The organism is uncultured Murdochiella sp. (assembly GCF_902488755.1).
GTDB lineage: Bacteria > Bacillota > Clostridia > Tissierellales > Peptoniphilaceae > Murdochiella.
Genome location: NZ_CABTXF010000034.1, coordinates 1 through 13454, shown reverse-complemented (window position 1 = coordinate 13454; position 13454 = coordinate 1). Strand labels below are relative to the sequence as shown.

Here is a 13454-nt window from a genome sequence, read left to right as displayed (position 1 = left end):
GCCAAACCCCCCAACCCCCCCGCCCCCGCCAAGCCGAACTGATCGGCAAGCTCTTTTGTACGCATGGGCTCATATTGCGCGCCGGTGAAGTACGACAATAAAAACTCTCTCAATTCCATAATGACTTCCTCCTCGCCTCCATGGATGTCCTTCCCTTTTGTACCCATCCGCTGTTTTGTTTCTCTTTCTCTTTCTCTTTCTTTTTCATCGTAACGAAATAAGCCACACCTAAAACAGACAAAACGTCACTCTCGTGTGCAGAATAGCATCCTCTCTTTTAGGCAAAGAAAAAGCCGACGCGCAAACGTCGGCTTTTCGTTTCTCTTTGCTTACAGCGCCAGTAAAGCAATCAAGCTGAGGACAAAGACCACACTGCAAATAATCGTTACTTTATTGAGCAGTGCATCTTTGGGACGATGCACAGACGTACCATAAACGTTCGATTCCTGACCGAACATTGTACCGGCATTGGTTTTCGGTTCCATCATCAACGTCGCCGCAATAATCAGAACGCTCGCAATTACGAGTAAAATAATGACAGCAGTTTTCAATCCATTCACCTCTTGTTTTTAAGATAGCATTTCACAATACGGCTATTTTAACAAATGTCCGCCATCCTTTCAACGCCGATACCTCATTTCACGCAAATTTGCGGTTGAATTTGTTCAAAGACTTTTTTCCCGATACCGGAAACATTCATTATTTCTTCTTCCGTTTGGAATGGCTTTTTTTTGCGATACCGAAGAATATTCTCGGCTTTTGTCTTGCCAATGGAAGGAAGGCGCTGTAATTCTTCCGCGGAAGCGGTATTGATATTGATTTTAGCCTGTACTTCTGAAAGCGATCCCGTTTGTTCGTTGTTGTTTTTTGAAAGGGATATTCCTTGTAAAGAAGCTTCTCCACGAGCGTTTGCCTCGGCGACCTCTTCCTTCGTAGGCACCAGAATCTGCATTTCATCGGTAAGATGCTGCGCGGGATTGATTGCCCCCAACGCACCATCATCAGTCAGATTTCCCGCAGCCTGCAAAGCATCCTGAATGCGCTTATTGGCTTCAAGAGTATACAAGCCGGGTTTTTGCACGGCTCCCCCGACATAGACCGTCACCGTGCTTGAGGAAGAAGACACTTGTTCAACATTGTTTTGCTCCGTTGACTCTTTGTTGGGCGACATATCCGATGCGGATTTCTTTTGGGCATCCTTGGGGGAAGTGGCAATTTCCTCCACTTTGCTGTTTTTTTGTCCCTCATCCATGTCCTTTTCAATCGGTGCGTGCGTTCCGTCCATTAAAAGACGCGCGCCTCCGAGAAGCAAAATAACCGAAAATAAAATGCCAAACAGTATTTTTTCTGTACGAGAAGACAAGCGTTATTCGCTCCAAAGATCATCTAAATCATAGAATTCGCGTCCGCTTTGCGTAAAGATATGGACGATTGTCTCTCCGCAATCCAATAAGATCCACTCGCCGTCACGCAACCCCTCCGTTGTTTCCGGTGCCATATCCGCTTCCGCCAACTTCTGCGTAATCGCGTCGGCAATCGCCTGCGTATGGATTCTGTTTCTTCCTGTCATGACAATAAAATAATCGCAAATGCCTGCTTCTTCGCGTATAGGAAGCAAGCGAATATCCACGGCCAATTTATCCTCTGCCACCTTAACAATGAGGTCATTTTTCGCATTCGTAGTAGTTGCTGTCAAAAAGAACTCCTTTCCAAGTTGTTCACGCTATTGTCCACTCTTTTCGGTTTCTTCTTCTTGCTTTTTCTTAATCAACGCATTCCGAGCAAAAAGAGAGGTGGGGTCAATCACTTGTTCCTTCTTCATCAGGAAACGAAGTGAAGCATCCATTCCGGCAAGCACCGCACGATCCAAGTTTTTCATGCTTAACGCACGTAAATGTACGACAAAGGGAAAATCGCGATACGGTTCAATCTCGTCTGCAAGGAAAACAATCTTCGCTGTTTGGCTCATTGTCGAACTTCCGGTTGTGTGCGCTGCGATAGCTTCCAATACTTCTTTATCCTGAACGCCATAGATTTCACGGGCAACAAAACCGCCGAGATACGCATGAAAAGAAGGCGCTGGCATCCAGTCTTCTGCCTTGAGAATGCCTTTTTCATGAAGCTGCCGAAAATACTCCTGTTCTCTTCCTTTTGCACAATCGTGAAGCAAGGCCGCAAGACGTACTCGTTCGACATCCGCATCGTATAGTTTGGCTAAAAACACTGCCGACCGGGCAACGCTTTGCACGTGACGAAAGCGATGCGCAGAAAGTGTGCTCCGCAATCTTTCCACCATGGGTAAAAAGACGTCTGTTTCAAGAAAATCGAGAGATTCTTTTTGGACTCCACGAAGAAAAGCCACATCTTCCCCACTCATAAAGTCATACAACCGATGCGAAGCAATGTAATTATATACCTCGTTGGGAAGAAAATAGCGAAGCTCTTCTCCCTTGGTAAAGGCTTCACGAATCTGTGTGGAAGAGATCGCAATAGAAGGACCATTTGCAATTTGAACACAATAGCCTTCTTCATTTAACGCCTTCACCTGTAAGGGCAAATCCCCCGTTACGCCTCCTCGCGGACAGACGATAATAGGAATCATCGCAAGCAATTCTTGCCAACGATGCCAGGTACGAATCGCCATCAGACTGTCTTCTCCCAGCACAAAGAAGAGGTCCGCCTGCGGAAAGTCCTCACGAAAAGAGCGAACCGTTTCAAGGGAATAACGCTTCTTTCGTGCGCGCATTTCCCGTACATCTACCGTAAAAGCGGGGTTGTCTTCCAACGCTGCCGTGAGCATCGCCAATCGATCCTCTGCGTTGTCCTCTTTGTCTTTTTTGTGGGGAGGCGCATAGGCAGGCACAAAACGCACCTCATCCAAAGAAAACGTCGCCATAGCGTTCGCTGCCATCTGTAAATGTCCGATGTGTACCGGATCAAAGGTTCCTCCGAGAATGCCTATACGTCGCCGGTCTTCGCTAGACACACCAACCTCGCCTTTCCGCTCTGCAATAGACGGTTTACCGTCTTTTTCGATTTACGAATCTATTTTATTGAAAGAAACGCCGTCACGCAATGCGCGGAAACGGATTTGCCAGAAACGTCCTTCCGTCTCGACATAACCCACCCCATTCATGCTTATCGGACTTGCGCGGTCATAGATCGGTTTAATCACCTCCTCTCCAGAAAAGGTATAGCCTTGTTGACCATCGCCTTTCGTCGGTGAAACGAGAAAAGAAGACTCCGCTTGAATAATCTCTTTTTCTGTCGGTTCTTTCACTGTATGCAAAAACTCTCCCTCGATATTGAGCGAAACCCAAATATTGTTTCGTCTGGCAGAAAAACCTTCTGCCGTCGGTAGGATGGATTCATAACGAACATTACTGATCTCTTCTCCTTGTGCATTAACCAGAAACAAGCCGTCGTCATCTTTCAAGACAGCCACTCGGTTGTTTATCCATCCGGAGATAAAAGAAGCGTGTGTCGGTATCTCCTGAACATCCTGTAAAAGCGAGATGGCCAATTCCTTTTGCTGAGTTGTCTTTAAGGAAGACCACGAACGACAGACTATTTCCCATGCTAAAACCGATTTTCCATCCTTTTTCAGTGCATCAATTAACGTCAAACAGGACGTTTCTTTTTGCTCTTCAGGCAAAAGAGAAAGCAGTTTTCTCGCTGATCGAAAGTCCTGTTTTTTTACGGCAGCCCGAAAAAGAAGTTGCACGTCCTCGGAAGAAAGCGGTTTGGGCATGGCATTGATCTGCTTTTGCGCTTCTCCGTAAAATCCGGCATCGACAAGCATTTTCGCCTGTTCCCGACAATACTGTCTCTTTCTGTTTCTTTGTGCTTCCTGCTGCTTTTGAAAAAGAAAAATACCAGCAATGCACAGAAAAAGTAGGACTGCGTAGATGCGACAAAACAGCACCGGAGAGAGAAAATGATGTCGTTCCTGTTTCGTTCGATTCGATCCCTTGTTCTTTCCTTTTTTCCCGAAATGCACGATTCTCTCCTTTCCGTTCTACATGATAAAAAGCGCCTTTTCTTCATAGGTATAGGAAATGGAAACTCCTTCTTCTTGTTGTATCCGCTTTGTTAAGCCAATTAACGACGCAGAAAAATAACTTGCTTCTTCGGGCAGGATAACCTGTAGGCGCACAGCACGCGGAGAACAGGAAAAAGACGTTCCGTCTGCTTTTATCCAATTCTCCTGCTTCTCCGCCGCTCTCTTCACTTTTTTAGCTTGCGATCTAAGAGCGTGCAGAATAGCTTCCTCTTTCAAGGCGTATTTCTCTGCGCTCTCTCCGGAGCCGGAGGAATACGTGGAAGAGAAAAGATTAAGCGAAATTATGGCTTCCACCGTTCCATCTGCATAAAACAAATCCGCTATTTGACCTTTTTGCAACTGTATTGCCTTTGCCTGTTGTCGAAAGCGTTCCACCAATATTTTGCCTCGCATAAAAGGCGGCTTCTTCCAGACACTCTCTTCTTCCTTATCGTCTTGTTCGTCACCGCCAAAAACAGGCTTATCGGTCAGTAACCAAAGACCTGCCGTGGATGCCTGATGTACAAAAAGAGGACCGAGCGGTTTCAGTATTCCCGGCAATTCGAGCAAGTACGACAAATCCGCCTGCAAATAATCGTGGTCATCATCAAGATGAAGAGAATAGTCCACCTGCTTCATCGTTTTGGGGAAGCCTTTACCGCTGCCGAAATAATGCCTGAATTCCCGTTCTCCGCTTATGTCCAACGCCATATTTCCGCCTATTTCACGCATGATTTCCGGTATAGAGATGTTTATCTTTTTCTTCGCAGCAGCTTCGACGAAACGGGAAAGACCGCTCTCTTTTCCCGTCAAGGTATGCGTAAGCGAAATCTTATCAGCTAACGCAAGACAAGACTGATCCAAGGCGTGTTGTGTCATGGATTGCACCTGGAAGGGCACAAAAAGGAGAATCCAAGAAAGCATGGCAAGCAGAAAGAAGCACAACGTAAAGGCGGCTTCCAAAGTTAATGAGCCTTCTGATAACGAGTGTTTCATGATGAATTATCCTTTATTTGTCCATATCCCTCCTGCCAATCTTCCCGAACCTCGATTTGCTTTCCCAGGGTATTCCCCAGTAAAGAAGAGCTAAATTGAGGCAAGAAAGCCACAGATAGGCGACCTTCAAGACGCCAATCCAACGAGGTCGGCGCAATGGTCAGATCCGTCTCTCCGGTTTCCGCCTGAATGAGACGCGCCGTTTGCGATAGCATGACATCGCGTCCTGCTCGCGAAGTGCTGCTGATGACCAATAAAAGAAGAATGTAATCACTGTAACGCATCGTCAAACCGGATCCTACTGTCATACTGCCAGCTGCATCGTTTCCTCCCATTTCCACTTGAAACGTTGCAAGCGCCGTTTCTACCTTGTCTCTCCCTTCTGTTTCTTTTTCCTCAACTAAGACTCTCAGCTTATTCGTCAGCTGGTCAACGCCCTGATCGACAAAGGAAGAAAGCCCGATGCACGCTTGATTCACGATGGCTTCCGTTTTGTCTCGTAGCTGCCGGAGAACCGCTTCGGTTGCCTTTCCCGCCTTCCTTTTCTTCTCTCGTGCATCCTTTATTACCTCGTTGAGCGCAGTGCTTTGTTGAGAAAGTCGTGAAAACGCGCCGGATACCGCTACTCCCAATTTCCCCTCTCCTCCACGGGATGAAAGCTCCTCAAAAACTTGTTCAATTTTGGTTTGCCGCTGCTCGTCGGAAACCGCATCTGCTTCCAACAAACACATCTCCATCAGTTGCAAAACCGGCTGATGCACAGCGTCCTCCGCTTTCTGTAGAAGGGAATCTTTCATGCGGTTCATTGTCTCTTGCAGCGTGTCTGCTCCTGCTTCGACAGCCGCAATTCCGTTATCCGCAAGCGCATCAAACACATCATGGGAAGCGGTTTTTGCCAATTGCGCAACACCGGACAGAGAAAAACGCCAAGTATCTGGTGTTTTCATCACGACCACGCGCTCACCCGCCGTAAGAGTATCCATGTCAAGAGCTGTTTCCCCAACCGCGAGAACAGCTAAAAGCGCAGATTGAACCAAGGGAACGGCAAATCCGGTCCATCCGGCAAGAGCAAGGGCAACTTGTGTGGTTTCCGCGTTCAGCTCGCTTGAAGTAAAGGCATAAAGCATATTACAGAGCAAACGAATCGCCAAAATGTGATGCTCTGCACGCCGAATATTTTCCACCCACAATGGACGACCATACAAAATGTATTCCAACTCGCCACCAAACACTTTTCGCTCCTTTAATGGAAAACCGTTTAAGGAAAGCAAGGGAACGCCCTGTTCTTTTTCCATTAAAGGAGCCGTTCGATCGCTAAACATATTTGTCCAATACGTGAGTAGAGAGACGATTTCCCCTGCGTCTGTGGAAGACAGTCCAGTAAATGCTTCCGCTATACGAGACACTTCGTGGAACAGCCCGTTTAGCATTTCCATTTCATTCCCTTCAGGAGGCTTCCAGTCTTCATCAGAAAAAGAATGCGTATCCGCTTCATAGCGCTGCAACACATCCGGCATAAGATAGTCGGTGATCCCTCCGGCAAGTTCAGGCATCCCCATTCGCTTTGCTTTTCGTGCATTAGCAATCGCTTTTCGTTTTACGTTCCATGCTTTTATAAATTCGAAAAAACCAGATCGATCATCGTTACTTTGAGCTGCCAGAATACTTTGAGTATGTATACTGTCCTCACTTAACGGGATGCCTTTCTCCCATTCGAGTGGGTGTAAAGTAGATAGTTTCATTTTCGGCAAAGAAAAAGAGTTCGCGGAAAGACGTTTAATCGAAGCAATTCTCGATGTCAACCATTTTTCAAAGGTAAGATCTTCCAACAATGTTTGATCAAGACGAAGATCCTCCCACGCTTGCGATAACGTTTTTGTCTTTTCGCTCATGTTTTCCCACTCTACACTGAGTTGATGAAGTTTTTCCGCGTCCAGCGCGCTCGTTGCACTTAAATAATCACCCAACAGGCTCTGGGAAACCGCTCCTAGCGGAAGACGGCTGACTTCTTCTCTCCACGACGCCCTGGAAGCGGCTAACGAACGCATTTTTTCTTCCGTGTTCTTTAACCCGGAAAGAGTTTGATTTTCTGTCTTTACAAGACGATCAAGCCAAGAGGAAACGGAGGAATACTTCTCTCGCCAAATGAGAAATGTGCTTTTTAACGCCTCCTTATCTTTTGCACTAAGGAGTGCTGTCCACTCTTTTGCATCGGAAGGCACCTTATTTTGTTCATTTGCTGCCTTTTGCAAACGGTTAAGCAAATCCTCGTCCAGCCAATCGACACCATCTGAAAGAGCTTGTTCCACAGGTGCAGGTGAGGGAACGCCGACGAAAATTTTATCTTTATTTGCAGAGGCGATCGATTCAACCGATGCCGGAAGTGCAAGAGAGCGTATCCCCGGAGGACAAGCATTATATACGGTATCGTTTTGCGAAAAGCAGGCATTGATAGCTTGTTGAACGGTATGCAACTCTTTCTCATACTGTATTTTTGATTGCCATGCTGGAAGACTCTCTGACAACTGCTTCATCATTTCTATATGCTCCAGCACTTTTCCTAAAGCCGCACTCGGAATTTGCCACTCCATAAACTGCTGAATCTGCGTCAAAAGGACTTCCGGTCGACTGAGCCGAGCATTGTCTGATGGCATCACGGTAATCCGCTTCTGCGAAACATGTACACCAAGCGATGCCGTATCTTCCGGGAAACGCTGTGCAAGAAGCTCTTCCGCTTTTTCCTGCATAGAATGAGCATCCTCAACGGCAAAGAGCCCGAATTCCCTTGCCATAGTCTTGTCAAATCCGGCCAAAGTTGCGTGCGAAAGCATTTTCAGGGTGGCACGTGATTCGGCTTGAGCAAGGGTAAAACGCGCATAATCCATAAAAGCTGCACTGAAAACACTCATGAGCAGCAACACACCGCAAAGAAAAATAGAAATGACACCACGCGTATCACGAAAACGCACCATACAAGATTTCCTTTTCTTCATCTTTTTATACGGCCGCTCCATAACTTTCTCCTTTCTCACGTTCCTCCCTTACTCTGTTCCTGTTTGGCACAAAACCCGTTGATCGCTTCATAGTGCCAAAGATTGTTCGCAGAGGATGTCCACACGCTGGTTCTTTCCTGTTTTGCCTCCCATGCAGGAATCGAAAAGAAACGAAACGCCGAAAAGTTCACCTCTTCTTTTTGTTGCACCTTTTGCTCGCTAAACAAAAACCCGGTTTGGAACCATTTTGACGAAGATAGAAGTGTTTTCGTTTCTTTACTTTCTTCCGGATGCGCAAAAGCAAAAGAAGTTGTCGGTTGGGCTAATGCCTTCCGAAGATGCCCTTCCTGATTCACCTGTCGAAAAAGCACAAGCATAAAAAACAACAATAAAAACAGCACCATAAATGAAATGGGAAAGAGGACACTTCCCTCCACGAGATAGATGCTGCCTCTGTCGTCTCTCCAATAACTCATATCTTCATCGCCTCGTTTTCAATCTTTTGAAATAAGCTTTCCAGCAAGGAGGTCAAATTGTCTCGAAAAATGGCGATGAGTGCGATGACCACAAGAATAATAAGGACAATTGCGACCATATTGATTTCTCCTCGTTCTTCAGAGAGATGGGCGCGGTATAACTGAATGATTTTGGCAAGAGGATAATGCATAGTATTCCTTTCTATTGTTGACCAAGCATGGGTATTAACACCAGTAGAAGAATGCCGATAAAAAGTAACAGGCTGGGAAAAAGCATTTGTTGACAACATCGTTCCGCCTGCATGGCGTATTCTCGTTTTCTTTCCTGATAAAGAACGGAACGAAGACGTTCAAGAGACACAGAAAGATCCGATCCGCCCACTTCGACGGACTGCGAAAAAAGATCTGCACAATCGTGCATCGCTTTGATGGGCATCGTTCTACCGAATCCTGCCATTGCAGCACGAAGACCCACACCCGTCTCCACGTCTCGTACTACACGGTTCATCTCTCGATATAAAGCGCCTTCTCCCTCTTCAGCTATGGTTTTCCAAGCAATAAAGGGAAGCGTTCCGGAACGTAGTGACAGAACGAATTGTGTCAACATGTCGGTGAGAGCATTCTCCAGTTCTTCAATTAGCGATCTGCTCTTCTTTTTCAAATCCTGTAGGCGACTGTAGTCATATCCGATACAGCAAAAACACAGAACAGCAAAGAGAATCGGTGACAAAAGTAAACAAGGACCTCCCAAGCCAAGTAAAGCCGAAAGTTCACTCATCGTTTCCATCTCATGGGCGCATAAAGCACTGTCCAAATGGTACGGATCCACCCACATCACCAAATACTGTCTTCGTTTCTTTGCGCGTGAGCCATTGGACGACCAGCCAAATTTCCGCATCAAAAGCCATCCCATCGGAGCAAAAGCACGCTTTCGTATAGGTAAGGCATCGGCGATGTTTCGCACTTTGGAAGGCGCATAAGTCCATTGGCGATAGCTAAAACACAGACCAATTAGCCAAAAGCCATAGAGAATCACGGATAACAAAAGCATCATTTCGTCACACTTTCCCGAACTTGTAAACCACTGTCACGAAGGATACGCAAACTCCATCGCCATGCACTATAAAAGAGAACACCGCAAACCAGGCGAACACCATAATCGATGAGTCGGTATTCGGTTGACGCCAATCCTGTGGTGTACATAACACAAAGCATCACTACGGGCATGGCGAAGAGCAACCGTTGTTCGCGTTTCGGGCTCGCCAGTTTAGCCTCCCGATCTAAGCGTAGCGCCTGCTCTTCTGTTAACAATCGCAAAAACGATCCCGATAGCATTGCCAAATCCGCTCCCTGGGTCATTCCTGTCGACAAATTCGCAAAAAAAGATTTGCGTAGCGGATCTTTTTCTTCCCGTATTAAAAGCAAAAATGACTCACGCAGACTTATACCGGCGTACGTTCCACCTACAATCTTATTTAATGCAACCTGAAAATCACCCAAAGAAGCCTTTTTCCCAAACTGCCGTTCCAATTGGTTTAACGCTTGCTCCAAAGCCTGCTGGACATTGCTTCCGGAATCTAAACGCGCATGAACCACTTCCAAAAAGGCTTGAAATTGTTCACGATTCTCCCGTTCTTCTCTTTCCTGTATTCTACTTTTCCACTGCGCACGCCCTAATCGAATACCGAACAGGACTGCTGCAAGCATAAACCACCAACGATACAGAAAAACCGCGCCGCAAAATAACGCTATACTCGAATAGCCGAGCATCCAAAACAATTGCTCCCGCTTCATCAAACTTCCTCCCCAGCTCGATAAAACTTATCTTTTCGCCTCATCTCTTCGCCGGTTGGCTCCAATGCACCGATCGTATGTTCGTCAATAGATCGAGAAAATAGCGGATGATAGTGCAAACTGTCGTTTTCCCAATAGGGTTCTTCAATGCGTACCACATAACGTCGGTGATCCCGTAATCGAGAAACGTGTACAAACAAATCGATGGCGGAAGCAATCTGTTGACGTATGGCAGGCAGTGGTAAACCATCATGTCCGCTTAAAATCATAGTTTCCAAACGCAGCTGCATATCTGACACGGAATTAGCGTGTCCGGTACTAAAAGATCCGTCATGACCGGTATTCATCGCCTGAATTGCATCCAGTGCTTCCGGACCGCGAACCTCGCCGACGATAATGCGATCCGGTCGCATTCTCAACGAAGCACGAATGAGATCGCGAATGGTAATTTCCCCATCTCCAGCTGCGTTAGGTCTCCTTGCCTCTAAAGCAACCCAATTCTCGATATTTTCAAAATTCAGTTCACGCGCATCTTCAATAGTAATTAAGCGCTCATGCCTATCAATTTCATTTGCCAGGGCGTTAAGAAGTGTGGTTTTTCCCGATCCTGTTCCTCCGGAAATAAATATATTAATCTTTGCACGGACACTTTTTCTTAGAAACGCTGCTGCAGAAGCGGAGAGAGTACCGTTCTCCACTAAATCGGCTAACGAAAAAATATGCTTTCGAAATCGCCGAATTGTCAACGCCGCATCACCACCGGATATAGGTTGAAGCACCACGTTTACACGTGATCCATCTTTCATTCGACAATCAACAATAGGCGTTCGCTGATGGACCTCCTTCCCTGCATCATTCACGATTTTCTGTATGATGTCGTGATACTTCTCCTCTGTAGCAAAGCCATTCTTCACCCTCTGTACCACTCCTGTTTTTTCAACGTAAACTTCATCAAAGCGATTAACCATGATCTCCGTTACTTCCGGATCGGAAAAATAGACATCTAAGATATCGTATCCTCGAATAGCCGAATACACGCCATTCAAAATGCTTGAACGTTCATTTAACGATCGTTTTTGCCAATCTGTGTCAAGACGGAGCTGTTCTTCTATCGCCTGTACAAGCGAGCGGTCATCAAGACGAGTGACATCCATGCTTTTTCGTAAACGATCAAGATTCCCCTTCACCTGTTCGGCAAGATTCATAAATCCTCCTTTCAAAGCGGGCGGAACGAACCCGCTTTTGGTTCAGCCTCTCTTGGCGCGTCCCGTCAAGTCGTAAGGTTTACGAATAGATGTGTGCACGGTAAAGGTGAGCATGGCACCGGAAAGCCTGGGAAATACACATCGAAGGGCTGGTTTTATAGTAACGCCATCCGGTGTTTCTCTGTGTCCCATAATCGCGACTCTTTGTCTCACCACTGATGGGCAAATTCGGTGCGTGTACAGAAAGCATTTTGTCCTTTTTTATCTAATCAATTAGAATATATTCCATATTTTATGTAGTATTTAATTTTTATTCGTTATATTATGGATTTTCTGCCTATTTTTGCATCTTGATTCAGTTTTTAAGAATGAATATAATTTTTATAGGATTCATAGAAAGGAGTCGGTCATGAAAGATTTACTGCGTGCCAATAAACGTATCATTGCGCAAAGTCTTGCGCGACTCCGCAAAGCAAAACACATGACACAGACACAATTGGCTGAAGAGCTGAATAGAAGACTGGATACCCGTTATCAAGGCAGTGCCATTTCTGCGTGGGAAAATGCCAACAACTCTATCAATGCGGATTATATTCCCGTTTTAGCGGATATCTTCGATGTCAATTTAGAAAAGCTGTTTGGGGAGAGTTTTCACCACAAACAGCTGGTTAGCGATGTCTGCGAAACGGTGGAGCGTCATTTAACGGATGAAGAAACAAAACTTGTATCACAGTTCATCTCGTATTTACTTTATCGTCGTCATCATGCTATTCTTCCTGACGATGAAGATGAAGCAGAAGAATATGTTGCTGAATCGGCGAAGCGGAAAGAGTAATAACTTTAAGAGCCTCTCCCACGCTGCATGGCTCGTGGTCGTTCGGTGAGCGGCGTGCAGCACTTGCTCGCCATGCAGTAGACCATAGAGTTCACGCATGGCAGCAATCTCATTCTCCACTTTTTAACGTCCTTAAAAAAGAGACCGGTACGTATTGCGTCGGTCTCCCAATACAAAAGTAGATCAAGTCTCGCCTGATCTACTTTATGGAATGTTGAATTGACCTCTTCCACCCAACTTTTCTTCAAAATCTTGGTCAGGACATCGGAAAAGTGAATACCTTTATACTTGACCAGCATATTGAACCAAGATAATGGATCTGATGGGGCTCGGGCGGGTATCGTGCAGCCATTGCAATCACTCAATTTTGAGATTAATTTGTTAGACTGGTGTTAGATTATGGGCAACCGAAGCATTATTCTTCCCCATCCTCTATCCTCTTTCGCCGTTCTTGAATTAGACTTTCCACCTCTTTAAGGTCTTCTTCTGTGGCGTGATTGCGGATAAAAGATCGAGCCGTTCGTTTATAACCGTCTATGCTCGCATATTCAGAAAGGTCGCTCGCCTGCGGAATTGGTCCTTTATACATTTGCGCAACGGATATCTCGTGATGCTTGATAATTTCTTGCATAGCATCAGGCATCATTTTTTACTCGTTCAATTTCCTCGTCTGATAATGAATCATTCGCGGTGATAACAGGATTATCACTTTGAGAATCGTTCATGCTTCATTACCCCTTTCATATCATTACCGATAGCCATCCAATCCGACTGCAATGACTGGGCATCATCATGCGCATAAGATTGTTTATCAACGATAAAGGAACCAAGTGATCTGTAAAAATCAGCATTTCGTGCTACTCCACGAAGAAATGCATCTAAATCATTAACTGCTTTTCTCTTCATTGTTCCCACTACCTCTCTGTCAATCCTGTGCTTAAATACTATCACATGTGTCAATCAACAAAACTTCCTCTCGTTCAGCAATCAGATTTTTCAATTCTTCTAAATCTTCTTGCGTGACGTACTTTCGTATGCCGTCTTCTGCTTGAAAAAAATAGCGCATATACCTCGCTCTTTCCGAATTCTTTTTTTCCCATGAAAAACTCGCTT

The 13454-nt window shown here is 45.7% G+C and carries 16 protein-coding genes; 1 reads left to right on the top strand and 15 read right to left on the bottom strand.

What is annotated here, in order from left to right; genetic code table 11:
- Positions 1-329: 329 nt before the first annotated feature.
- The 12 genes from secG to RDL68_RS04600 all read right to left on the bottom strand — a co-directional run bounded on the left by secG (position 330) and on the right by RDL68_RS04600 (position 11506).
- The gene (gene secG, locus RDL68_RS04655; protein WP_308540517.1) at positions 330-560 is read right to left on the bottom strand and encodes a preprotein translocase subunit SecG; all 231 of its coding nucleotides are present in this window, start codon (positions 558-560) and stop codon (positions 330-332) included.
- A gap of 74 nt (positions 561-634) precedes the next feature.
- Positions 635-1285 carry a ComEA family DNA-binding protein gene (locus RDL68_RS04650; protein ID WP_308540516.1) on the bottom strand — a complete coding sequence of 217 codons (651 nt, stop codon included), beginning with the start codon at positions 1283-1285 and terminating at the stop codon, positions 635-637.
- 81 nt (positions 1286-1366) lie between these two features.
- A complete protein-coding gene (rsfS, locus tag RDL68_RS04645) occupies positions 1367-1696 on the bottom strand; it encodes a ribosome silencing factor (RefSeq protein ID WP_308540514.1) in 330 nt (109 codons plus the stop codon).
- 27 nt (positions 1697-1723) lie between these two features.
- Positions 1724-2986, bottom strand: coding sequence for a nicotinate (nicotinamide) nucleotide adenylyltransferase (gene nadD / locus RDL68_RS04640; protein ID WP_308540513.1), 1263 nt, complete (start codon positions 2984-2986; stop codon positions 1724-1726).
- A 51-nt stretch (positions 2987-3037) separates the two neighbouring features.
- The gene (locus tag RDL68_RS04635) at positions 3038-4000 is read right to left on the bottom strand and encodes a WG repeat-containing protein (protein WP_308540512.1); all 963 of its coding nucleotides are present in this window, start codon (positions 3998-4000) and stop codon (positions 3038-3040) included.
- Between the two features lie 18 nt (positions 4001-4018).
- On the bottom strand, positions 4019-5038 hold the full coding sequence (locus RDL68_RS04630; protein WP_308540511.1) for a hypothetical protein: 1020 nt from the start codon (positions 5036-5038) through the stop codon (positions 4019-4021).
- Positions 5035-8031: a DUF5702 domain-containing protein gene (locus RDL68_RS04625; protein WP_308540510.1), complete on the bottom strand. Its 2997-nt coding sequence runs from the start codon at positions 8029-8031 to the stop codon at positions 5035-5037. Before RDL68_RS04625 ends, RDL68_RS04630 begins: the two co-directional genes overlap by 4 nt.
- Positions 8032-8066: 35 nt before the next feature.
- Complete coding sequence (locus RDL68_RS04620) at positions 8067-8507, bottom strand: hypothetical protein (protein ID WP_308540509.1); 441 nt, start codon at positions 8505-8507, stop codon at positions 8067-8069.
- Positions 8504-8698, bottom strand: a complete 195-nt coding sequence (locus RDL68_RS04615) for a Flp1 family type IVb pilin (protein WP_308540508.1) — start codon at positions 8696-8698, stop codon at positions 8504-8506. The genes RDL68_RS04620 and RDL68_RS04615 overlap by 4 nt, the downstream gene beginning before the upstream one ends.
- An 11-nt stretch (positions 8699-8709) precedes the next feature.
- Entirely contained in the window at positions 8710-9561 is an 852-nt protein-coding gene (locus RDL68_RS04610; RefSeq protein ID WP_308540507.1) for a type II secretion system F family protein, read from the bottom strand.
- A complete protein-coding gene (locus RDL68_RS04605; protein ID WP_308540506.1) occupies positions 9558-10301 on the bottom strand; it encodes a type II secretion system F family protein in 744 nt (247 codons plus the stop codon). Before RDL68_RS04605 ends, RDL68_RS04610 begins: the two co-directional genes overlap by 4 nt.
- Positions 10301-11506, bottom strand: coding sequence for an ATPase, T2SS/T4P/T4SS family (locus RDL68_RS04600; protein WP_308540505.1), 1206 nt, complete (start codon positions 11504-11506; stop codon positions 10301-10303). The genes RDL68_RS04605 and RDL68_RS04600 overlap by 1 nt, the downstream gene beginning before the upstream one ends.
- A 409-nt stretch (positions 11507-11915) precedes the next feature.
- Between RDL68_RS04600 and RDL68_RS04595 the strand changes: the two genes are divergently transcribed.
- Positions 11916-12341 (top strand): helix-turn-helix transcriptional regulator, encoded by a 426-nt coding sequence (locus tag RDL68_RS04595; protein ID WP_308540504.1) that lies wholly within the window; start codon positions 11916-11918, stop codon positions 12339-12341.
- Between the two features lie 415 nt (positions 12342-12756).
- Here RDL68_RS04595 and RDL68_RS04590 read toward each other — a convergent pair whose 3' ends face one another.
- The 3 genes from RDL68_RS04590 to RDL68_RS04580 form a co-directional block, all read right to left on the bottom strand.
- A complete protein-coding gene (locus RDL68_RS04590; protein ID WP_308540503.1) occupies positions 12757-12972 on the bottom strand; it encodes a hypothetical protein in 216 nt (71 codons plus the stop codon).
- Between the two features lie 74 nt (positions 12973-13046).
- The gene (locus RDL68_RS04585) at positions 13047-13247 is read right to left on the bottom strand and encodes a hypothetical protein (protein ID WP_308540502.1); all 201 of its coding nucleotides are present in this window, start codon (positions 13245-13247) and stop codon (positions 13047-13049) included.
- A 31-nt stretch (positions 13248-13278) separates the two neighbouring features.
- On the bottom strand, positions 13279-13407 hold the full coding sequence (locus RDL68_RS04580; protein ID WP_308540501.1) for a hypothetical protein: 129 nt from the start codon (positions 13405-13407) through the stop codon (positions 13279-13281).
- Positions 13408-13454 lie beyond the last annotated feature (47 nt).

Coding starts and splice junctions, on each gene's coding strand:
- RDL68_RS04625 (WP_308540510.1), bottom strand. CDS start 8,031: ATGAAGAAAAGGAAATCTTGTATGGTGCGTTTTCGTGATACGCGTGGT.
- RDL68_RS04620 (WP_308540509.1), bottom strand. CDS start 8,507: ATGAGTTATTGGAGAGACGACAGAGGCAGCATCTATCTCGTGGAGGGA.
- RDL68_RS04615 (WP_308540508.1), bottom strand. CDS start 8,698: ATGCATTATCCTCTTGCCAAAATCATTCAGTTATACCGCGCCCATCTC.
- RDL68_RS04630 (WP_308540511.1), bottom strand. CDS start 5,038: ATGAAACACTCGTTATCAGAAGGCTCATTAACTTTGGAAGCCGCCTTT.
- RDL68_RS04605 (WP_308540506.1), bottom strand. CDS start 10,301: ATGAAGCGGGAGCAATTGTTTTGGATGCTCGGCTATTCGAGTATAGCG.
- RDL68_RS04595 (WP_308540504.1), top strand. CDS start 11,916: ATGAAAGATTTACTGCGTGCCAATAAACGTATCATTGCGCAAAGTCTT.
- RDL68_RS04590 (WP_308540503.1), bottom strand. CDS start 12,972: ATGCAAGAAATTATCAAGCATCACGAGATATCCGTTGCGCAAATGTAT.
- RDL68_RS04585 (WP_308540502.1), bottom strand. CDS start 13,247: ATGAAGAGAAAAGCAGTTAATGATTTAGATGCATTTCTTCGTGGAGTA.
- RDL68_RS04580 (WP_308540501.1), bottom strand. CDS start 13,407: ATGCGCTATTTTTTTCAAGCAGAAGACGGCATACGAAAGTACGTCACG.
- RDL68_RS04610 (WP_308540507.1), bottom strand. CDS start 9,561: ATGATGCTTTTGTTATCCGTGATTCTCTATGGCTTTTGGCTAATTGGT.
- RDL68_RS04600 (WP_308540505.1), bottom strand. CDS start 11,506: ATGAATCTTGCCGAACAGGTGAAGGGGAATCTTGATCGTTTACGAAAA.
- RDL68_RS04650 (WP_308540516.1), bottom strand. CDS start 1,285: ATGGACGGAACGCACGCACCGATTGAAAAGGACATGGATGAGGGACAA.